At 48.9% G+C, this 24,968-nt stretch carries 9 protein-coding genes; 6 read left to right on the forward strand and 3 right to left on the reverse strand.

The annotated features are described in order from the left end of the window. Nucleotides 1-13 precede the first annotated feature (13 nt). The 5 genes from HH215_RS23490 to HH215_RS23510 all read left to right on the forward strand — a co-directional run bounded on the left by HH215_RS23490 (nt 14) and on the right by HH215_RS23510 (nt 15,961). Nucleotides 14-4,075: a fibronectin type III domain-containing protein gene (locus HH215_RS23490; protein WP_169282101.1), complete on the forward strand. Its 4,062-nt coding sequence runs from the start codon at nt 14-16 to the stop codon at nt 4,073-4,075. A gap of 18 nt (nt 4,076-4,093) precedes the next feature. Further along, a complete protein-coding gene (locus HH215_RS23495; protein ID WP_169282102.1) occupies nt 4,094-5,038 on the forward strand; it encodes a hypothetical protein in 945 nt (314 codons plus the stop codon). Between the two features lie 12 nt (nt 5,039-5,050). Further along, entirely contained in the window at nt 5,051-5,911 is an 861-nt protein-coding gene (locus tag HH215_RS23500) for a hypothetical protein (RefSeq protein WP_169282103.1), read from the forward strand. A gap of 105 nt (nt 5,912-6,016) precedes the next feature. Next, complete coding sequence (locus HH215_RS23505) at nt 6,017-15,733, forward strand: RHS repeat-associated core domain-containing protein (protein WP_169282104.1); 9,717 nt, start codon at nt 6,017-6,019, stop codon at nt 15,731-15,733. Between the two features lie 12 nt (nt 15,734-15,745). Then, complete coding sequence (locus tag HH215_RS23510) at nt 15,746-15,961, forward strand: hypothetical protein (protein ID WP_169282105.1); 216 nt, start codon at nt 15,746-15,748, stop codon at nt 15,959-15,961. A 503-nt stretch (nt 15,962-16,464) separates the two neighbouring features. Here HH215_RS23510 and HH215_RS23515 read toward each other — a convergent pair. The 3 genes from HH215_RS23515 to HH215_RS23525 form a co-directional block, all read right to left on the reverse strand. Next, entirely contained in the window at nt 16,465-19,770 is a 3,306-nt protein-coding gene (locus HH215_RS23515; protein WP_169282106.1) for an SGNH/GDSL hydrolase family protein, read from the reverse strand. 137 nt (nt 19,771-19,907) lie between these two features. Beyond that, the gene (locus HH215_RS23520; protein ID WP_169282107.1) at nt 19,908-21,458 is read right to left on the reverse strand and encodes a response regulator transcription factor; all 1,551 of its coding nucleotides are present in this window, start codon (nt 21,456-21,458) and stop codon (nt 19,908-19,910) included. A 10-nt stretch (nt 21,459-21,468) separates the two neighbouring features. Further along, nucleotides 21,469-23,181, reverse strand: a complete 1,713-nt coding sequence (locus HH215_RS23525; protein WP_169282108.1) for a sensor histidine kinase — start codon at nt 23,179-23,181, stop codon at nt 21,469-21,471. A gap of 405 nt (nt 23,182-23,586) precedes the next feature. On the opposite strand from HH215_RS23525, the gene HH215_RS23530 reads away from it, so the two are divergent. After that, entirely contained in the window at nt 23,587-24,936 is a 1,350-nt protein-coding gene (locus HH215_RS23530; protein WP_169282109.1) for an ABC transporter substrate-binding protein, read from the forward strand. Nucleotides 24,937-24,968: the final 32 nt, after the last annotated feature.

A 24,968-nucleotide genomic window follows, 5' to 3' on the forward strand; every position in this document is an offset into this window, starting at 1 on the left:
GAGGGGATTTTGATTGTCGTATCAAAAGGTGCTGCCAGTATTGCTTATATCCTTTTTTCTTATTATTCCATTAAATGGAAAATCGAGTTATGCATCTGAACAAACCGCTAATATGACGGCAGCAATAGCTGCCGGGTCGGCCGAACTTGAAGAAAAGACGAGTAGACAGGAGTTGGTTGAAAAGCGCACGGCCAATACGAAGCAATATCTGCTGGGGGACGGCACGCAGCAGACGGTTATTACCTTAGAGCCGCAGCATTATGTAGATCAGAATGGACAATGGCAGGATATCGTGCCGGCATTAATCGACGAAGCGGAAATTCAAGATATGAACGCGCCGATGTCAAGAGAAGTCGTAAGCGAAGTCAAACAAATTAGTAAGAAGAACAAGGAACTGAAACGGCTAAAAGTGATCAATCAGGACGATACCTCATACAAAGCCCTGCAGGTTCCATTCGATATTTCATTGCCTATGTACTTTCATAAAGGCTACAGCATTAAGAAAGAGCAGGATCAACTATACTTCAAGCCAGTCGGAGCGTCCAACAAAGCAAAGGCAAAACGGACAGACAAGCAGACATTGATTTATGAAGATGTATGGGCATCGACAGATGTGACGTTACAGTTGCTCGGCGAGGGAGTGAAGGAAACATTTATCCTTAAAGATAAAAATGCGCCATTAACCTTTTCATTCGAAGTTGAGGGTGAAATTAGTTCAGGATTGACTAGGGATCAGTTGCATATTTTACCGGCTTCGCTGATTGATGCCAATGGAACGGTTAGATCTGTCGATCAGAATTCGAGAAAACAAGGAAATAAACAATACATCGATATCACCGTAGATGACTCGGGACTAATTTATCCGATCGAAGTGGATCCCACTGTGTCATTATCCCCTTCACTATATGCTTATAGAATAGTTCAGGCTTTCGGTGCAAGCGATCTCTATTACAACAGTCCTTCTTCTATAGTATTTGTCGGCGGAAGAGCGTGGAATCACGGTTATATCAGCTATTTGAATTTCGATTTATCTTCTATTGACGGGATTGTCTCGAGCGCCTCATTGTCATTGTATCGCACAAACTCCAACAGCGGGGATAACCGCCCATTACTCATTGAAAGCTATATGAACTCATCGCCTTGGTCTTCGGCCAATCCTTCCCAAATACCGGGGCGAGGTGAATTAATTAGCGCAGTTAACACCCCTGCTAATAATAATGCTCCCGTCGTGTTTACAGGAATGGAGAAGTATATTCGTCAAGTGATTGCAGGAAATGGGAATTTTGGAATTGAGTTGTTCCCAGTGCTTACGGACGAGAAAAACCAAACCCTAAGACATTTTCTTTCCCCGACATTAACCATAAACTATACGCCGATACCCAAAGTCACGGAAGTGGTTGCTCCAGTCGTAAATCAGTTTTTTGGTCCAAACGATAATTCCTTTATTCCGACCATCAAGGTGACAGGACCGAATGCTTCTCCATTGACAGTTGCTTACTATCTGGATAGTGAAGCATCGCCAAGGGAAACCAAATCGGTTTCCAATCCTCAAACGGCACAAACGGTCAGCTTTAGCGCGATGAACATCGGTGCATTGGCGGAAGGGAAGCATACGTTCAGATTTACGGCCAGCAACGGGCAACAGACGGGTCAAAAATCCGTTGATGTATACGTGGATAAAACTCTGCCTTCATTAGGTTCGGTAAGTGTTACCTCTACCGGTAACTCGGTTTCGATTTCTGGCTCCGCGAGCGATGGCGGTTCAGGTCTAGATGTGTCTCCTTATCGCTATACCGTAGGAGCAGTAACAAGCGGTTGGACAAGCCAAACGTCTTACTCAGTCGCAAGCTTGATGCCTAATACGGTATATCAGGTGAAATTTGAAGCTAGGGACAAAGTGGGGCTTGTCTCTTTACGCGAACAGCAGATCTATACAACCGCTCAGAATCCAACGTTGTCCGTAACCCGTTCCATGGAAAACGGCCTGGAGCTATCCGTTAACGACAGCAATCCGGCTGGAACCAAATACGTTATTCAGGCGGGAAGCCAATATGTTAACGCGACCGGTGCATTAACCGCTAGTCCCGTCTGGTTTGCTCCGGTCAATAAAAAAATAACCGTAACCGGACTTACAACAAATACTTCATACGTTTTGACCATAAAAGCGAGGAACGAAGCTGGAGTTGAAACTTCGTCAAGCGCTGCGATATCGGGAACGACACTCGCCGCTCCTCCTGTAACGATTACACCTGTAGCCGAGCAGCGCTCCATCAGATTGTCTTGGCCCGCGATCAGCGGAGCGACCGGCTACGACATAGAGGTAGATAGCACAATTATTTCTAACGGCGTTTCCGCGGCCTATGTTCATAACAATCTTGCTCCCAATACTCCGCATAAGTATCGAGTGCGAGTCATCAATGCGGGTGGAACGGGAAATTGGAGCACTCTGGTTTCAATAAATACCCTGCCTAATCCACCGTCGATTCCGCTCAATATACATACGACATCGACGCAAACGGATGTTACGGTCACCTGGGATGCTTCTACTGGCGCCGACGGGTACGATATCGAAGCCGACGGAAAGGTGATCGATAATGGTAACCAGTTATCCTACGTGGCTAAGGATTTGCTACCTTTAACTAAACATACCTACCGAGTCAGGGCGAAGAATGCCGGGGGGACCAGCGAGTGGAGCAATGCCGTTACTCAAGTCACTCTGCCTTACCCGCCGACAGCACCCAAACAGCTTGCTGCCCAGCCGACTATTCATCAGATTACGGTGAATTGGGATCCGGTCGCTGGTGCGGACAGTTACGAAATTGAGGCGGACGGGGCGATTCTCGATAACGGAACTCGTACGACATACACACATGATGGTTTGGATCCGCTAAGCGGGCATACGTACCGGGTCAGAGCCGTGAATGCGGGAGGAAAAAGCCCGTGGAGCTCAACGCTGTATGCGACCACTCATCCAGAGAAGCCGGATATTCCGACGAATATTATGATGACGGCGGATGGAACGGCGATCTCTTTAATCTGGTACGAGGTATCGCATGCGGAAAGCTACGACATCGAAATCAACGGTACGACAATCACGAATACGACAAGCGCGCAGTTTATTCATACCGAGTTATCACCCGACAGCAGGCACAAATATCGGATTCGCGCTGTAAACATAAGCGGCAAGAGCGAATGGAGCAGCTCCGTTACGATGAGGACGCTTCCGAGCCAGAGCGATGCGAACGATTTTCTTACGAATCTCGCAGCGGTGGTGACTAACTCTTCCATTACCTTATCTTGGGATACGGTCGCGCCAGACGCGGAGTACGAGATCGAGGTGGACGGCGTCATTATGGACAACGGAAGCAGCACAATATATCAGCAAACCGGGCTTCCACCGAATGAATATCACACCTATAAAATCAGGTTGAAGCAGAGTGGTTCCTCAGGGGTTTGGGTGGCCATGCTCTCCTTATCCACTCTACCGAATCCGCCGGATGCTCCAGGCCAATTGGAGGGATTCCCTACGAACAACAGCATCGAGCTGAAGTGGGGACGGGTCGAGGGCGCAACCGGATACGATATCGAAATCGACGGAAAAACGGTGGGCGGTAGCAACAATACGACCTATTTGGATGAAGGTCTGTCGCCGGGAACGACACACACCTATCGGGTGAGAGCGAAGAACATGACCGGAGTAACAGCATGGAGTCCCGCTCTTGTCACAAGCACCACGAATCCCGACTATCGGGTTGAAGTTGTACAGGGGCAAGTCTTTCATTTTTCCTTGCTGGCGTTCGATGTAAAGGATTTCAGCGAGCGAAAGTTTATCGTGATGTACAATCCGGATGAATTGGAAGTAATCGACTTATACAGCTTCACGCCGAAGCAGGATGCTCTGAGTACCGGCACAATTCCCGGCTCCCCTTTGTCTGTTACGAATGTGCCTGGGACCATCGAATTCCGGGTACATCAAAGCGTTGCACCGGGTACGGTCTGGTCCGGGGAAATAACATCGATCGTGTTTAAGTCCAAGATCGACGGACAGTCTTTCATTAATTTTAGAGCAGAATAAGAGCTTTGAGGTGAAAATATGAAAACCGGATATAAAAGAATATACAAGTGGACAGCCATTTGTCTCGGTGCAGTTTTAGTGCTACAACTGCTGACGGGAATTGGCTTCAATCCGAAAAACGCATCGAATAGCACCGCATCCGCAGAAAATGCTGACGATGAAAAACGCATTGCGGCAGAATTATCGAACCTTTCTGGGGAAAGCAAAGAGGATATTTTGCAATGGAGAAGCACCGGGAAATCGTGGAATGATATTATCTCCTTGCTCTCCAAACAGGACGGCTTGAACGGAACTTCAAAAGCCGAGAGAAGCCAGCTTCTTGCCGGTAGCGGTTTAGATGAGGAATTCATTAAGAATTTAACGGATGCAGGCTATACTCAAGCCGACATAACGGATGCCAAACTGCTAGCGGAAAGAGTACTTTTCCAGCTCCAGGAAATCGTTCGGTCCGTTGACAATCGTCCGAAGCAACCTATAGCGGATTTGAAGGACGAGAATCAAGAGAGCAAGGATTTGACCACTTACTTTAAGATTACCGATCAATTCGACATAAAAACAGCTGTATATGCCATGACCGTATTAAAAAAGGATTTCGGAAGCATCGAAAATGTCATGAACGAATACCTTTTTGCACTGCAAATCGGCTTGAATTTTGAGGAATATTCCACGGATAAGGAAAAATACGTAGAGGATAAAGAAGATAAGAGTATCGGCATTAACCCGGATTCCATAATTACGATCGAAAAAATCGAGAACCGAATGCTAGAAACGATTCAACAAGGAAATGTATTAGGCCAGGAAGATTTCACTACAAGTTATGATAATGCAGCATTGTCGGACGAATCGCAGATTAATAATCCGCTACCGGATGTTCCGAACCCGAATGCGATAAATGTAATTCCCGAGAATCCGACCGATGCTGTTATGAGAGAAATTCAGTCGATCGACCCCAATAGGCAGTAGGAGGCTAGTTCTATGAGAAAAATTCCTAAATTATTGCTGATACTTTTCATAGCCGCCATGACATTGCCGGCTAGCTTTGCCGCGTATGCGATGGTGAGCTCGACTTCCGGTCAAAGTTCGAAGGCAACGCTATCGCCCCTTGATTCGTCTGCGCTAGATGTAATCAACGCAGACTCCATTGTGATTTCAAAGCAGGTTTTAGACAATATCAAGCAGTCCGACCCGGGTAACTACGAGAGAAATGTGACCCTTTACAAGAAGCTATTGATCGAATTGAACGTTCACGACAAATTCAAGCAAGAGATTGAGAGATTGGTAGCGGCGAATCACAAGCTGCCGAACCTCCTGATTGCCTATGAATTCTTATATCAGAGCTACGGCCAGATAAGCGAGCTTGAACCGATGGTAGTTAATAAGGAATCAGGGGAAAAATGGAGCGTAATATTTTACGATTACGCCAAATCTCGTCCCGTGTTTGCTCCTAGAGCTTTCGATTCGTCCTATCTCGAACAGTTGATGCAGACCCCTAATTTAACCACGGACGATATTATGATTGCCGATAGAGTCTCTTTTACAATCGGCAAGCCTTTCGAGGAGATTATAAGCGATAGGCTTAAGTCTATCAGTTGGAAAGCAGCGAATGCCGGCCTCGGCATTCTCTACAGTGCGGACAAGCTTCCCCGTGTGCAAATTACCGCTGAACAGTTAGATAAATATACTGCATCCAGGAAATTGACCGAGGATCAGGTGGCTCAAGCCTTTGTCATCGCCAACAAAGCAGGGAAGAGTGCGGACTCGGTTATCGAGCATATCAAAGCGGGTTACTCCGAAGAAGCGATTTTGGCGCAAGCTTACTCGGAAAAATATGAATGAAAGGGGGACGACTAGCTGAAACCGTATTATAAAATTTTGTTTTTCGGCTTTTTGTTTCTGGCCGTCCCCCTGCGGGCTGCTTATGCCGAAACGCTAGAAGATCAAATGAACAACCTTGTTGGGCCCAAACAGCAGTACAACACGATGCTGTCGCCCGTATTTTTGCAAAACAACAAGTCAGAAGAGTATATCAGCTCTCAGAATGGCGGATTAACTTTAACGCAGAGCGACTATGTGCTGCCTGGACGTAACGGACTGAATTTGGAGATTAAGAGAATCTATAAAAATGATACTTCCAACGTACAGGAAATGAAGGTCAAATATCTTAATGGCGCATGGGTGGACTACGTTTCTTCCGATATTAAGACCTCATCCTTCAATGAAGATCGCTATAATCTCGGCATCGGTATGCGTTTTTCATTCCCTATGATTGAGGTTCGACAAAATTCCGACGGAACGAGCAACGACTTTCTACATACACAGAGCGGCGACGTATATCGTTTAAAAGCCGATACGCTGGCAGGAACATCCGTGCTGTTGCCTGAAGGACAAACCATCAAGGATGTAGTGGTTAGAAACTCAACTGCTTTCAGCAATGGTCAGAACGACGGCACTTCCAAGTTCGTCATGACTGAAAAAGAGGGGAAAAAGACTTATTTTGCAACGGACGGGCGGATTCTGGGTATTGTTGACCGATACGGAAACACGATCAAGTTCGAATATACGAGTCTTTCTTATTCGATCGATGGGCAAACGGTCAATAAGAGATTGATTTCTCAAATCACCGATACAGTCGGCAGAGTGACGACAATCGAATACAAAGAAGACCCGTCGTACATCGTCGGCCCGATCGAGAATAATCCTTACAGCGCAAACGACAGCTATAAGGCATCTCAAAATCCGAATAACACCGATTCCGGCGATCTGCAGGGCAAATTCCAGGTTATCGTTCATCTGCCCGGAAACAAACAGATCGTATACGACAAATCTGCGGTGCTAGTCAGTTCGTCCAAGCATGTCACGCGTACAAGGCTGCAAAGGGTCTTCGATGTAGACAACAATGTGAAATATCACTATTGGTATGAGCAACCCGAGCTTGGATTTACCTATATGAACGGTAAGAATTACGCCGTGTACAACCGCTACGAGAATTTGGTGCAGATCGATTATGCCAAGACGAACCGAATCAAGCGCTATGTTTACAATACGTACACGAAGCGGCTGAACTCGGGCAGCATGCAATACCGCAAAATTTTCGAAGCCGAAGAGCGGGTTAAAAAAAGCTATGACGCGTCAAAGAGCAACTTCTTAGACCGTTTCGTTGCGGAAATCAAAAACGAAACAGGCTACAGCTACACTAACGAGCCGGACGGCTTCGGCACTTCCGGATACTATGAATATAGCAATGCTTATTTGAAGGACACCTATCGTTATACTACGCAGATCAAAGAACTGAACGACGCTACGACAACCTACACGTATGATGGATTGCATCAGCTGATCACGACGGAAAACAAAGGTAATGATCATAACGATACCATTACCACCGAACACGACGAAATGAAGTTGATCAAAAAGAAAGAAACGGTGTCGTTGCAGGTTGTGAACGGAAAAGCACAAGGCACGTCTGTGAAAAAAATCGAAAATTACCGCTATGATGAATACGGGAATTTGACCAATTATATTGGTCCCGAAGCTGCGCGGGATGCGGCAGGCTATCCGCTCGATAGTAAGCATACCGTGGTGTATTCATATGCCTACGACAAGTTTCACGTCCTCGCATCGAAGACCTGGAATAAAGACAAGATTGCCACTTCGCAGATTCTATACGACGTCGACAGTAATGGCAATGTAATCAAGGAAACCAGGGTGAACACCGGGGATGCTGCAAACTGGACCTCGATCGATTATCAATATGACAACTATGGCAATATGACTCAGAAAAAGCAAAACGCGGGCGGCCAATCATTTGTAACGAATTACGAATACGGGATTGATGCGAAAGGCAAGGACACCAAAGGAGCTTATTTGTCGAAAAAATACTCCGTTGTCGATGGGGCCACATTGGCTAACACCTATGCCTATGATTTTAATACGGGCAACTTAACTGCAGAAATGGATCCGAACGGTAACGAGACAGATTACGAGTATGACGCGCTTAGCAGGGTGGTTCAAACCAACCTGGCGAACGGATCGTTCAAAAAGTACGTTTATCAAGAGAATCCTTATGTCAATATGAAGATTCAATATACCGATCCCAAGGGCACTCTTTTCATATACAACTACGATATTTTGGGAAATTTGCTGCAAGCCGGCTTGCAGGTCGATGGTCAGACGCATCCGTTAACTACTTATGAGTACGATGCCAAAGGAAACAAAACCAAAGAAACGGACGCGAATGGCAATAGCATCCTCTACGCGTATGACAGTGCGTATGGACTCGTCCGTAAGACGTATAAGGAAAAAGACACGGTCGATAAAGGCTCTATTGCCGTTAAATACACGATAGGAAGCGACAGCGCCACGGCTCTGCTTGTCACCATTACAGATCAGGATGGGTATGTAAATAAATACTATTACGACATCCTGAATCGACTGGTAAAACTGGAAAAGACGCCGGACAACAATCATTTCTTCGCTACTGCCTATTCGTACAATTATGTAGGAGATCTGTTGTCTGAAACCGACGCCAGAGGCGGAGTGACACGCTACGAATATGACAATCAGAGCAGGCGGATAAAGAAGATCGATGCGCTCGGGAATGAAACCGGGTATGTTTACAATGCTCTGGATCAAATTTCGCAGCAAACGGAGCCCGGGGGCAAAGTTACTCGGATACTTTACGATACAGCAGGACGGAAATCCGAACAGAGAGTGCGCGAAAATGAGTCAACCGATTATTTTTACACAAAATACATCTACGATGCCGCGGGCAACGCCACTAATGTCAAGCAGGGGCAAAGCCTGAGCGGACGGGATATTATCGCTTCTGACATATCCTACGCATATGACAATATGAATCGCACATCCGATGAATATCACAAAATCGACGCCAACCGTAAGTCGCATATAAAATACAGCTATGACCCGAACGACAATAAGACGCAGGAACTCCGCTATGCCAATGCAGGAGAAAATGAGTTCCTCTCCTATACGTACGACTACGACTATGCCGGCCGCGTCAAGGAAGAAAGCGGGGCCTTGAAGGCAACGGGCGGCGGCAGTGATGAAGCTCAAGGAAGTTACAACAAAAAGTACATTTACGATGATGCCGGCAACCTGAAGGAAAAGCATGTAGATAATGGGGACGGGTTTGATGTAACCTCTTATGCTTATGATTATCTGAATCACGTTGTAGAGAAGAATGAACCTTTTACCGATAGCAGTCACTTTAAGTACAGCACTTATAAGTATGACAAACGGGGGAATCAACTCTCGGAAACGATGACGGTTCAGGGGCAGACGCTTACTGTATCTATTGCGTACGATGGTCTAGGAAAACAAACGAGTATGATTGATCCGCTCGGTAACAAGACCCGGTTCGTGTATGACGAGAACGGAAATCTAATTAAAAAAATTGATCCGCGGTACATGTCTCAATCAGCGGATCAAGCGCCCGGAATCGAATATGCCTATGACGCACTGAACCGTTTGGTGAAGACCTCTGTCTATGATGGCAGCGCACGCACGGTAACGGATTACAGAGAATATGACGGCAGAGGCAATCTGATACTGGAAGCGGACGGAGAAGGTTACAACGAGAACGATCCGGCCCGATCTTTAGGTAAACAGTACGTGTACAACGTTCTTGACAAACAAACCGCCTATATATCGGCTCAAACGACGGCAAAAAATCGTATGAACGGGACCCATACGGTGACGTCTGCGTATACGTACGATGCCGTCGGCAACGTGCTCTCGCAGACGGATGCGCTGGGCAATCAAACAACGAACACCTATTATTTGAACGGAATGCTGAAAGAAACAGCGTATCCGGACGGCAAGAAGGACCTTTACGATTACGATCTCACGGGCAAAATCCGGGTAGCCAAGACGGACCGGGCAGGTAACACGACGACGGCTTACAGTAATGTTTTTGGACAGCCTTACCGCATAAAGTTTCCTGATGGCACCTCCAAATCTTTAAAATATTCATCGAAGGGAGAGCTGACGGAAAGCATAGACCAGGGGGGGAATCGCACCCTTTACAACTACGATTCCTCCGGGAACGTAACGGCCAAACGGGAATTTATTCGCACAGAAGGCGCGTACGATATTTATAAGCTGACTCAGAACGTCTATGATGAGGCAAATCGCCTGGTCTCGCAGGAAACCTTTGAAAACCGACGACCGATAGGTGGTAGTGGCGAGACTACTATAACCACAGGAGATAAAGTTCAGAATGTCTATGACAAGACTGGACGTTTGATTCGGAATTCCGGCCCGTTCGGTAGAGAAAAGGATTACGAATACGATCGCGCCGGCAACAGGATAACGGAAAAGCAAAAAGTATCCGACAGCTATACGGACGTCAAGCGATACGCTTATGACGTGCAATCCCGGCTCATCAGCGAATCGACCCTGGTTCAAACTTCAGGACTGGAGCTGCTGTATTTGGCGGACGCCAAGTTCGACAACGAATATGCGGATCGGGTACTGTCGACGACATCGTACGTTTATTATAAAAACGGTCTGATCAAGAGCAAAACGGACCCTCACGACAACAAAACTACGTTTATTTTCGATGCGGATGGAAAGCTGACGCAACAGACCGATCCGATGCTGGCGGCAACCGAATACCGCTATGACGACAACGGTAATTTGATTAAGCAAATGGATGCAAATGGCGTTTCTACACGCTATGAATACGATGAGCTGAACCGCCTGATTCGCCAGATTGCTCCTGCAGCGGACGGATCTGACGCCACAACCCGTTACCTTTATGATGCTATGGGCAATCTGATCAAGCAAATCTCGCCGAACCAGTACGATGCGGCCAAGGATACAGCCGATCAGGCGTTGGCGATGACCGGGATTTCTTATACCTACGATGCCATGAACCGCCTTATTTCTACGATTTCACCCGATGGAGACGGGCTTTCGTATATTCGCTACGATGCCAACGGCTGGGTACAAAAAACGGTAGACGGTTTGCGCTACACGGGAAATATGGACGCATCTCAGGGAATCGTATACGAATATGACGGATTGGGGCAGCTCGTTAAGGAAACCGATTCGTTAGGCAACGTCACCTTGTATGCCTACGATGTATTGGGACGTCTGATTCGTCAGATCGACGCGAACGATAACACAACCATCTACGATTACAATCCGGATGGCACGTTGAAGTCCGTCACCTATGCAGATGGAGGCGCGATTTCGTTCGGCTACGACAAACTCGGCCGCAAAACCGTGGAAACAGATCAACGCGGCAGTACGACAACTTATGCTTACAACGATTTAGGCAAACAAAGAACGGTTACCGATCCTTATGGAAATAAGCTGGAATTTAAAACCGACCTGGCGGGGAACCTGATTTCCCAAAAGGACAAGCGCGGCAGCGTCACGTTGTTCAAATATGATGCCAATAACCGGATCATCGAAAAGCGGGCGCCGCTTGAATTCGATGCCGGCGGTAACGTTGTATACGCTATAGAAACTACCGTCTACGACAAGGTTGGCAACGTGATTAAGCAAACGATGACGAATTCCAAGGATAAGTCTTTTATCCGTGAAACCCGTTATACGTATGCCGACAACAACCTTGTATTAACCGTATCCGACAACGGCGGCGCCTATACGAAATACACCTACGACAAGAACGGCAACGTTATTAAGAAGGAAACGCTGCGGGATAAAGATCGGTACGACGTGGAGGAGTTTTCGTACGACAATCAGGATCGGATGATTGAAGACATTCGCTTGGCGAATGATCGGGATATTGCAGACGCTGCAAGTCTGGCTAATATCGCCGATTTGCGCGATCCGGCGTATCTGGGACAAGTTCGTCTAATTACTAGTTACGAGTACGATCTTCTGGGTAACAAAATCAAACAAATCGATCCGCGTGCTTACGCATTCTCCGCGGATGATACGGGCAATCGTGGTATGTATGCCGTCACATACACGTACGATGCCTTAAACCGCGTGGATAAAATCATCCGTAAACAGGACGGCCAAGACGTGTACACGCAATACACCTACGACAAGGTTGGCAATAAGACCGTCATTCGCAACGAACGAGGCTTTGTCACAACTTACGCTTATGACGGCATGAATCGTCTGGTCACAGTTACCGATTCGCTGAACCAATCGGTGACTACTCAGTATGATACTGCCGGCAACCGGATCGTGGTGATGAACGCCAAAGGCGATACGATGAGCTTCGCGTACGACAAATTGAACCGGCTGATCAACACGACCGACGCGTACGGCACGATCATCAACGAAAATGTGTATGACGCGAATGGCAATGTGATCAAAAAGATTGACGCTAAAGGTTTCTTGTCCTCCTCCAACAATGCGGCCCGTTACGGATGGCTTTATACGTACGATCTGGCGAACCGGCTGATCCAAACCGTCGATCCTGAGCTAGCGGCGAAGAACAATCCGGCTTTGTTTAAGGCTATGTATCGCTATAATGCGGCGGGGGAGCAAACGGAAGAAACCGATGCGCTCGGCAATAAAACGGCATTTGTGTACGATGAAGCAGGTCGTCTTGTTCAGGTGACCGATCCGCTCGGTATTGTGATCAGATACGGTTACGACAATGCCGGCAACAAGCTTTATATGACCGATGGCCGCGGCAAAACGACTCAATACGCCTACGGCACATTTGGTTTGCTGACACAGGTCACTAATGCAGACCATAAAACGATTCAGTACAGCTACGATCTCGGCTTGAACCTCGCTGTCATGATCGATCGCAACGGCAACCATACGCGTTACACCTATGACAACAGAGGCTTGCTGTTGACCAAGACCGTCGACGAGACAAGCGATCGGATCAGCTATACGTATGATGAGAAAGGCAACCGCGCTTCGATGACCGACGCTAGCGGGACCAGCAGTTATTCTTTCGATAGCAACGATAAACTGCTGCAAGTGGTCAAGGACGATAAAGTCCAATTGATTTATACCTACGATGCTATTGGCAATATCTCGACAGTCACGGATCACACCGGGTTTGCCACAACCTACACCTACGATAAATCGAGCCGGATGAGCACCGTCGTATTTGACGGGAAAACCGTCACATACGCCTATGATCCGAACGGCAACCGCACTTCGATTTCCTATGAAGGCGGCGTGACGGAAAGCTATACGTATGACAAGAATAACCAGCTATTAACCTTAATCAACCAAGCGCCGGGTGGCAACGTCATTTCCCAATACAGCTATACCTACGACAACGTCGGAAAACAAAGCTCGAAGACCGACGGTCTGGGAACGTCGAATTACCTCTACGATGCCGCAGGTCGTATACTGGAAGTAGAAGCGCCGGGCAAAACTACGATTTACGCCTATGACGGCGCAGGCAACCGTCAGACGCTGAATGAAACCTATGCGTCCGATCAGTTGAGCGGATATGTTGATCCGAATACGAAACAGGCACTGCCATACAGGCTCATGAAGAGTCAGTATGTCTATTCCAACACGAATGAATTGTTGAAGCTCGTCGAGACGATGTACGATGACAACAACAAAGAATTGCTCAAGAAGACAACCGATTACCTGTACGACAATAACGGCAATCAACTACGGACAAAAGTCAGCTTTGTTCTGCCATATAACAGCGGTAAGCGGCAAGGGACCGACGGAACCCTGTTCGGCGATGACGTTACTGGTGATATCAGCGCCTTGATCGAAAGCGTCAGCAACACCTTTGACGGTTTTAATCGCCTGGTGAAGACGGAGAAGGTCAAAGGCGGAAACCGCTCGACGGTCACTTTCGTCTATGACGGTAACGATTTGCGCACGCAAAAAGTATCCCGCAGCTCCACGGACGGTTATACAGCCAAAGTGACCAACTATGTCTACGACCGTCAGCATGTCATATTGGAGACGGATGCTACGGGTGATACTGCAGTTCGTTATGTACACGGGATCAACTACATTGCCCGGATCGACGCTTCCAGCAAGCTGTCCTACTATTTGTTCAACGGTCACGGCGATGTTGTGCAGACGGTAAGCGAAACCGGAACGGTCGAAAACCAGTATGACTATGACATTTTCGGCAACCCGACCTTGACGATCGAGAAGTACGAAGCTTCTATCCGCTATGCGGGAGAATTCTTCGACGCCGAAGTGGGGCTATACTATCTTCGCGCGCGGTATTATGATCCTTATATCGGGCGGTTTATATCGGAGGATACGTATAAGGGGAAAATCAATGATCCGCTGTCGTTAAACAGGTATACGTATGCGAATAATGATCCGATCATGTATGTGGATCCGACGGGACATGCTGCTACAAAAAATAATGCAACCGTGCTTTTGAAGGATGTTATTAAGGATGGATACGGCGGTTCTTTATATTGGGATAATAAGAATAAAACTGCAACTGTTAATATTAACGGTCAGAAGGTTACAATAAAAGCAGATGGCAAAGATGCTGCAATGGTAAATGGAAGGGTTGTTATCAAGCCCGACACGTTGGATCGGTTGTATAATACTGCAAGCGGGAAATCTACAAACCCTGTAAAAACAACAATTGATACCTCCGCGAATGCTAAGGTAATAACGTCACAAAGGACAGTGGAGATACCAACGGGACAAAAGTATATAACAACCAATACGTTAAAGAACGAGTATAAGCCTACTCAAGAATTTTTGAAAATTATTAATCAAGTGAGTAAAACAAATGAAATATCGAATGACCAAATTATATCGCTAGTTAACATTACCAAATTTGAGTGCCAAGGTTTAGACTGTGGTAAACAATCGGTGTCCAATTCGCTTCCATCCGTTGCTTCTGGCAGTAGCAATCCGTTTGCAGTAATTCAGAAAATCGAGCAATTAAAGGCAAGAATTTCAAGCGGAGCAATGAGTTTTGTCGAAGGTGGAGTGAACAGTGTAATCGAAACGGGAGAAGGATTGTATGATATAGGAAAGAATATGGTTACTGGAAACCACAAAGAGCTCCCATCCTTTATTACACATGACTCCGAAAAGGCAAGACAAGAAGCAGAAATTCTAATTGCAGAGTTCAATGCCAAGGTGATAAATGGAGATTCCGACTCCATCCTGGAGTACGCTGGAGGTCTTTTATTACCTGCTCTTGTGACTAGGGGGATTGGTAAAGCGATTCCTAAAGGTCCTAAAAATGCTATAAATAATAAGGTGCCTATTAAGGGGACGGGTAAAGTTATAGACCCTAAAGTTGTAGATAAAATCTTAGCAACTGATAAGGGATTAAGACCGAACCCATCAACTTATTTATCAAAAGAGTACATTGATAGTCACTTAGCTATGTTTGAAGGTGGTGTAACAAAAATTCAGTGGGGTGCACCTACAAGACCTTTAGGACCACCAACAGGTACATTTATAATGCCAAAATCTGTTGCAGACGACTTAATTGCTAAATCCGGAGGAGATGTGTCTAAATTGGAAGAATTGCTAAGTCTTGATCCGGGAACTCTTGGAAGTTCACCTGTTCGTGTAGATATACCAAAGCCGACAGGTTTAAGAATGCCTGATGGTAATGAGGTAGGAGCAAATTCCCAATGGATTCCCGGAGGTTATACCAGCGGTGGGATCATTGAAGCAACAATAGATCAAGTACCTTTAGACAAACTAATCGTTACTAAAATATTAAAGTAAAGGAGCGTTATTATGAGTGTCATATTTTCTGATTATGGGATAGAAATAAGTATGGAGGATGGACGATATTTTTTAAACTATGATGAAGGAGAGTTAGTCCCTCAATTCCGTACTATTGAAATAACTCTTGATGAGGCTGAAAAGGCAAAACTAAGCCCTAACGATGCATATGAAGTTATAATTACATTCCAAAACAAGGAACGTAGAGTAAAGATGAACAAAGAATGACTAGTGAGTTAAGCCTTGATCGATTGGAGGTTGTGGGGTTACCCAGTGTCGAAAGAACTAATCATAAACACTTATTACCCATGTAATATCCGTATAAAGGTTCCTCTAATTCGTTTGTACGCACATCAAAAGAATGCTATTCCGTTGCACTAACAGGTCGATTATAGTTAGACAACACCATGGTTGACCTGTTTTTTGTTATCTTCGTTTTTTTGCGGTTTTTTTCAAATTCATTCGCAACTGTAGAATGCCCCTCTAGCTATAGTGAGGGAAAAGAAGATAGAATCACCTTTCAAGATGGATAGCACGACAACTATAGTAAGAATCTACTGAAGAAATTTAACCTCCTAGCTGAGACTCTTGAGTTTTGGGTAAAGGAAATACCAGAAATATGTTACGTAACTCCATTAACCTTGATTGGCTTTGTGCCTTTCAAGGTTTCTTTTTTTAGTTGTGGGCTACCCAGTGCTAAATGTATCAATCATGCAAATTCTAAAATTTCTTCAAGGAATCAGCAAAGCGGACATAGATTGGGCATAAGCCCGAACGAGAAAATCGTTCGGATGATTAACGTTATTGCCCGTCATATCCTGGAACCTCTTGCCGCCAAGTAGCGTCTGATGGAGTCCGGTCATGTCCATCAGGACGGTTCCAGAGGCGACGAGCTGTTGCAATATCGCTTTGTAGTCGGCCTGATTGCCTGCATAGGCCGTCTCCGGGTTCGCGAGCGTAGGCGCGACGAGAATAAATTCGGCATTGGCGTTCGTCGCGCGTACGTCGTCGATGATGGCTTGGACATTGTTTTTGAAGGCGGCGGGAGCAACGCCGCCCGTTCCATCATTCATGCCGAACGCGATAATGACGAGGTCGGGATGATTCGCCGAGACAAGAGCATGGACGTTGGATGCTCCCCAAGCTGAAGTTTGGCCAGAGACGGACGGATTGCGGAACGTCAGGTTAGAGCCATAATTGGCTTGCAGCTTCACCATCGCGAGCGTACCCCAGTTTGGCAGGCCGGGAGCGGCGCCTTCCACCCCGCTGGCGGAATGGCCTACCGAGATGCTGTCGCCGTAAAGCGTCAAGCCAAGAGGCTGTCCCGCGGTCAACTTCGCGATTGTCCGGGGCAGATTGCCTCCTTGATAGGCGGGGAAGGATCCTGGCCATACGTTCGGATTGTGCGGATAACTAACGGCAAGTTGCCGGTCGTGGAAAAATTCACCTTCGCAGCCTAGTACGTTACCGCCGCCTACCTTGGGAACGGTAAAACAACCGGACGGCGGCGTGGCAGGATAAAAGCTAGAGCTGTCCATATAAGTTGCCGACGTTACGGACGTCAATTTGATTTTGTTACTAACGGCGTCGTAAGTCCAATCGGTCCCTTGTGCATAAGCTGTGCCAAGCTGGGCGTTCCTCACGGTAATCGTACCGGTCGGATGGAAGAGAAGGGGGGCTTCCGCGTCCAGCCCGTCGGACGAGATCATCTGAACCGATTCGTTGGACATCGAAGTTCCCGACCAATACGGCGACATCATCTCGTCGAAACTAAAGGAAGGCGCGAGACTGATCGTCGGGTTCCAATATGTTTTATCGTTGGAAGGCTCGCCGTTCGCGTCGATCTTGAAATAGAGGGTATCGCCCGCCGTTACCGTTTCCGTAAAGTCATGAGATGTCCCCGTCAAGGTCGTTACCGACGTATCGCCCCATATCTTGGCACCGTTCTTCCAAATGCTCGCGATAACGCCGTTGCCGGAGGCCGAGTCGTACTTACGGACTGACCCGGTAATTCGCACGGTACCGGATGAAGGCGCAATCCATTTCCGCTGCGATTGGATCCCGATTGCCGGGTGCTGCCAGTCGCTGCCGATCAATAGGTTGGTTACGGAACCGGACCATACCCCAGATGCGCCGTTCCAGGTCATATTCGTTTCCTCGCTCCCGTTGTTCTCGACATAGCGCCAGCCGTACATGCCTTGCTGCGGGCCGAAGTCCGCGTCGGCCGTGAAAGAGGTCTGTTTAATTTCTTCGATGACCGGGTTCCACGTCGTCTTGTCGTAGGAGGAGTCGCCGTTGGGATCCAAGACGAACGCGATGGTGTCCCCTGTATTGACGCTTACCTGCATGTCGTGCCGTACGCCGGCCGTTGTCGTGACCGCCTGGGCCCAGATTTGGGTGCCGTTCTTCCAGATGCTCGTGATGACTCCATTTCCGAGAGCGGAATCGGACTTCTTGGGATTGCCCGTAATCCGGATATTTTCCGAGGCGGGTGCCGTCCAGATACGCTCGGTCGCATAGCCGGTTGCGGGATGCATCCAGTCTTCGCCGACGAGCAGGAACGTCTCGCTTCCCTGCCAGGTTTGATTCGCATTGTTCCATGCGAGGTCGCTGATCGTCGATCCGTTGAACTGCCTGTAGGTCCAGCCGTTTTTCCCCTGCGTGCCGCTGAAGCCCGTGGAGGCGTAATTCAGGATATTGCCGTTCGGAAGCTTTACGGTATTGTTCGAGAGCGAATAGCTGCCCGTAGGCCAGTATTCGTTGAATTGGGGAGTGCGCTCGACGATCATGTTGAGCGATTGCGCACGGCTAGTCTTGATGATCGTGTTGCCCGACACGGTTCCGCCGTTCGTGTAGTTGTATTGCTGCACGAGGAAGGCCGCGTGCGGGTTGCCATCGTTGTTGATGCCGTTATTCTGGAAAACGTTGTTGATCAGACTCGTATTGACGTTCTCGACGCCTCCGCTCCATTGGGGATTGCGATACACCATCACGGCTTCGTCCGCATTGTCGTGGATGTAGCTATTTTGCACGGTGACGTTTTTGTTCAGTCCCTCGTAATCGATGCCGTTCGGCGATTGGGTATAGCCCACTTCCACGTTGTCCGCCACGAAGTTTTCCACGGCGTTGAATTGCAAGCCCGCCGTACCCCACGCCATGCCGCTTATGCCGGAGTTGAGGATGACGCTATCCTTCAGCAGGCCGACCGGCGTTCCGGCGTAACCGACGTTAATGCCCGTCAACTGAATGCCCTCCCGATACGATTCGTTCGCATGGATGCCTTCGATCGATACATTGTCGGCTTTGCGGATTTCCAGCGGCCCGTCCGTCCGTTCGATCGTGACATTTTTGACCGTGACGTTCTTCAGACGTTGATTGGAGGGGGACGATTCGTCCAAATGGGTGTAGATGCCTACCGAATAAGACATGATCTGCAGGGAGGAAAGCCGATTATCGGCGGAAGGAAAGGGGTTCATCGGCCATTTGACGATGTCGTGGATGTAGCAGTCCTCGATCCATAACCCGTCACGCGAGCCGTTAGTATCGTTAACATAGACGATGCCGCTCTTGGCATAGCCGATCTCGAGTCCGGAGATTTTCCAACCGGCCGCATTGTGAAGATAGATGGCGTAGAGCAAACCGTTCGCGGCGAGATCGGTCGGATTGGCGGCGGGAATCGCTGCCACGGAAGTATAAGGTGTAATGATGGGCTTGGCAGTTCCCGTTCCATACGAGGAGAGCGAGATCCAGTTGGATGAAGTGCCGTTGCCGTTTAGATATAATGTTTCCCCGGTCCATGCGTCGCCCTTCTTAAGCAGAATGGAATCGCCGGCTCCGAAGGTCCGGGAGGAAACTTTGCCGAGCGTCTTCCACGGAGTGCTGGCGCTAAGCCCGTCATTCGAATCGTTGCCCGAGGAATAACTGACGTAATACGTCTGCGATGAAGCATACGCAGTGGGAAGGTCGGCAAGTCGAGGTGAGGTAAGCAGCAGTACAAGCGCGAAACAGATTGCCCTACGCCAAAACCTTGAATTCATAAATACAGCTCCTCTTTCAAGTTGGCGGCCGTCATGCTTATAATTAGGCCGCTCTTGCTGCGAATTATAGCGGAGAAAATCGGAAGGAAGATATGGATAATCGTTCGGGAGCTATGGAATTTTAGACTAAGAAGGCGTTAATCTCCGCTTGCGGCGCTGCGCGACCGGAAATCGCTCGGGCTCATGCCGATGACCGTCGTGAACACGCGGCTAAAGTAGTTTTGGTCGGGGTAACCGACCATCTCGGCGATCTCCTTGTTACGCATGCGGGGGTAGGAACGCATGAGATCCTGAGCTTTGCGCATGCGATAAGAAGTTACGTACTCGACGAACGACTTGCCCGTATAATCCCGGAATAGGTTGCAAAGCAGCGTCTTGGAGACGTGGAATCGCTCGGTCAGCAGCGGAAGAGAAAGCGGTTGGCCGATATGCGAGGCGATATAAGTCTCGATTCGGGCGAACAGCCGACTGAAGTCCCCGCTTTCTTGTTCGGCCTCGTCCCATTCGAAGACGAGCGCCAGCATGGAAAGGAACCCTTCGGCGAGTTCCGGCAATGATCGAGCCGTCTGCAGAAGTTCGTCGATGCGCGCATCCCCGTCCTTAGGCTCCAGTTGGCTCGAACCGCCGTTATGACGCTCGATTACGGAGACGATTTCCTTCATCCGTTTGCCGATGGCTTTCATGGGATAACTGCCGTTCTCCCAGCTCCGAAACAGTCCGCGAATGAACGCGGCCGCTCCGGAAGTGTTGCGCGCGGCCAACAGCTTGTCCAGCTTTGCCCGTTCGATGTCCGAATAAGGGGCGGCCAAAGGCGCGCTAAGGGCGGACAATGCGAAATACGTCGGCTTGCCGATAACGATTCTATCGGTAAGAGCGGTCCGCAGAGTAGGGACGAGACGGTTCAGCGTTAGAATATCGGCAAAGGCATCGCTGTAAACGATGGACGGTCTAATGCCGTCGCCGGCGTAATGGGCGGAGACGGTTGCCAGAATGGCGGACATGTCGTGCCCGTTCGCGTCGGTCAGGGCGAGTACGATCAGCCGCGACCTCCCGTCGTCGAGCGGAATGATCCAGGAAGGCTGCCCGGCTAACAACGGGCTTAAAGCCCGTTGCAGCACCTCGTTGTCCTCTTCGATATTAGGCGCCAGCACCGGATATTCGTATACGGATTCCCTATTGCGTACGAACAGCGCGCGATAATAAGGATGGGGCAGCGCCCGGAGCGCGGCTTGAACCGTGGATTCCTCCAATTGGGGAGTAGCCAACACCGCCAGCAGACAGTCCCTGGCCATCTTGTCGCTACGGCTGCGGAATTGCAGCGAAAGCTTGTCCAGAATCGCTTTTAACGCTTGCATGTCGATCGGTTTGAGCATATATTCGGAGACGTTGACGCGCATCGCTTCGCGCAAATAATCGAAGGAAGGATAGGCGCTTACGATGACGACGGGGAGCTCCGGATAACGTTGGCGGATGGCCTTAGCCAGCTCGATGCCGTCGAGCGCGCTCATGCGGATATCCGTGAATACCGCATCGGGCTTATCCTTGGAGATAAATTCCAGCGCTTCGCGGCCGTCGTAACATTCGCCGGCGATGGCGATTTCGATCCCCGACTCGGAGCCGGCGATCGCCAGCTTTTTCTTGAATTGCTCGATGTAGAAAGGTTCGTCGTCTACAATCAGGATTCTCATGTGAAGTCACCTACCCGTTGATTAATCCCCGCATTGTAATTTCCGCTCCGCCGTCCGGATGGTTGCCGATCTCTACCTGAAGCTTGCTTCGGAACATGAGCTTGAGCCGGACGATCGTGCTGGTCAGGCCCATGCCTCCCATTCCCAGCTTTATCGTATCGAAGTCGGAATTCAAATGCTCGAGCGCCTTCTGAACTTTGAACCGCACCTCTTCCAACCTTTCCGGGCCGAAACCCGCTCCGTTGTCCCGGAAGCGGATTTCCCACTGTTCGCCGACAAGACGTCCCGTCGCTTCGATATGAAGCGGGTGAGGAATGCCTGCGAAGCCGTGGTTGATGGCATTTTCCGAAAGCGGCTGGATAATAAGCTTCGGCACCATCATGTGCAACATATTTTGATCGAAGTCGAAGGAGTAAGTTAGTCTATGCATGTAACGCGTCTTCATTAGTTCCAAATAACGCATCGAGAAGGACACTTCCGTATCCAAAGTCGTGACCGGCGAATCCGTGGAAATCGAATAGCGCATGAATTCGGACAAGCTGCGAGAAATCGTCCGTACTTGGGGGAGTTCCCCGTTCTCGGCGGACTCTTGAATGATGCCGAGCATATTAAACAGGAAATGCGGATTAATCTGCGCTTGAAGCGTATCGAACTGGGATTGCAGCTGTGTCATGCGGAACTGCACGATTTGTTCGAGGGAATGCTGCAGTCGGGAATTCATATTGCGGAAGGACCTGTTGATCCGCTCTATCTCGTTGACCTTGTATTTGTTGTCGATATTGAGCTTCTTGTCTTCCAGATCGATAGAGTCGATCGCTTCTTTTAATTTGACTAACGGTTGGGTAAGCAGTCTGGACAAGTAATAGTATACGAGCAGGGAGAACACGACAAGCACGAATAGAGTGGCTACAGCGAAATTGCGGAAAAGAACGAGTTCGGACAGGACGACGCGGCGAGGAACGGTCAGGGAGATCGTCAGATTCGCGGATTCGATATTTTTCCGGAAAACGTACGCGTTCCGCTGTGGCTGAGAGGCATTGCCCGCCGCGCTGTCGAAAAGCACGTGATCGCCGTCCGACAAAGCGAGGACGGCTCCCGATATCGAACGAATTTGGTCGAGAGGCAGCATGTCTCCCGCGCGAATCTGCATTTCGATGACCGCGATTTTATCCTGCCTCGGATTAAGCAATCGGCTGAAGCTGAAAACCGGCGAGGCATCGCTGCTTGCCCATCGGTCGCGATCCGCATATCGGACAACCGTCTCTCCGGCGGATTGCCGGATTTCCTGTAATTCGGAAGAGTCAGGATAAGCCTTCGCGACGGGCATTTGAGCTTTCGGATTGGAATAGACGGCATCGCGGGAAGTAAAAATCGTAAGCCGATGAATGTCGTTGTATATAGAAGTGACGAGACCTAGCAGACTGTAGACGGCTTGCACGGATTCGATTTCGTCGAAGGAGCCCTTATCGTTTTGTAGAATTTCCAAGTGCTGAATAACGGTGCGGTTGTTCGAATCCGTACTCAAGTAAAGCTGTTTGCTGATATTGTCGAATTCCTTCAGGCTGGCGTCCAGCTTCTCGGCAACGTTTCCGACCGTCTCGTTCATCGTGTTGAGGGCGTTTTTCTCGATTCCGCGCTTGAGATAAATATAAGTGGGAACGCTTGCAAGAATGATAATCAGAACGAAGACGAGGGAATAGAAGAAGAAAAGCCTGATTTGCAACGGATTGCGTATTCTCAGTCTGACCACCCCTTGGGTTTATTTTAGCACAAGCCCAAGGAGAATTAGCCGATAGGAACGAAATATGGTCAATAATCCAGAACGGCCGAACAATCTTCCATATTTCCCGAGGGATCGATTATTGTATAGTACACACAACGCTATTTTCCGGGAGGATAAGGCGGACTGGACAGGATCGGAGGCAATCGGAATGATGTTAACGGCGCATGCGCCTCGTACAACAAGATCTGGAACAAGCTGATGACGTTCTGACCGATCGCCCGTCCGCAAGTTTGTCCAAAAATCCAGACCGGCCGAACGATCCTCTATATCCCGCATGACATTCCGTTTGCAATAATGATCATGCATACAAATGGATTGAAAATTCAGATTAATGGAGGTCATCGCTTGTTAAAAAGAAATGGCAAGTTAGGAATTACGCTATTGGTAACCGCTCTCATGACGTCGATTCTGGCCGCGTGCGGAGGGAACTCCAATAATGCGTCCTCGCAGGAACCCGCAGGCTCGCCTTCGGCGGGAGCGTCCGTTTCGGCAAGTCCAAGCGCTTCCCCGAGCAAGGAGCCGGTCGAAATGGTACTCGCGACTTTCAACGCTTGGGGCGAGTCCGAAGGGCTGAAGAGCGCCATAGCCGCTTACGAGGAGTCGACAGGCAACACGGTTCGCGTCGACGTCTATCCCGACGACCAGTTCATCAATATCTTGAAAACCAAAATGTCGACCAACGACGCGCCGGATCTGTTCATGGCTAACGCCGGCGACGGCATGATTCCCTTCTCCTTCCTCGAACCTCTTCAAGGACCGTGGGTGGACAAGACGCTCGACAGCGTGAAGCTCTTCACGGCGAAAGACGGAGTAGCGTACGAGGCCTATGCGTTCCCGCTCGGATATTTCGGCGCGATCTATAACAAGAAAGTGTTCGAGAAGGCCGGAGTCAAAGTGCCGATGATGAACTACGCGGAGTTGATGGACGGTTTGAAGAAGATTCAAGGAACGGGAGTCACGCCGATCTTCATCCCGGGCAAGGACAGCTGGACTTACCAGATGCTGCAAGCCGTCGGCGGCGTCTACTCGGTTACCGACGAAGACGCGGCGAAGATGGCCAAGAACGAGACGAAACCTTCCGAGATGCCCGGCTTCATGCAGTTCGCCGAGCGCATGAATTCTCTCGTTCCTTATACGAACAAAGACCATTTGTCTCTACTGATCGCGGATGGCTATCAAGGACTGCTTGACGGCAAGTACGGAATGACCGTTCTCGGCGATTGGCTGTACGACGATCTCGCCAAGCTCGATGCCGAGAAAGTCAAGGATTTGGGTTTCATGCCGTTCACGATGGACGATTCGAAGATCAGCGCCGTCGTTAACTTGTCGGGACGCGCGCTGGGCGTGCCGCTGAACAGCAAGCATAAGCAAGAAGCGAAGGATTTGGTCAATTATTTGATGGAACCGGATCACTTCAACTTGCTGGTTAAGCCCGTACAGGGCGCGGCGCCATACAAGGACTACGATACCGAGAAGAGCGTTTGGCAGGAAGAGATGGACGGCTACATTGCCCAAACCGGGATGCCGGTCACGCTCGACGTTATCCGCCAGCGCTTCCCGACTTTCCCGCTCGGTACGGATGCGGGCAAACCGTTCCTGGATATTTTCAACGGCAAAGACATCAAGAAGGCTTTCGATGACTGGTATACGGACTATGCGCAATATAACCGCACCGTCCAAACCCCGGGCTGGTAATCGGCTCTGCGGTTAAACACGCCGCCGCGAAC

The organism is Cohnella herbarum (assembly GCF_012849095.1).
Lineage (GTDB): Bacteria > Bacillota > Bacilli > Paenibacillales > Paenibacillaceae > Cohnella > Cohnella herbarum.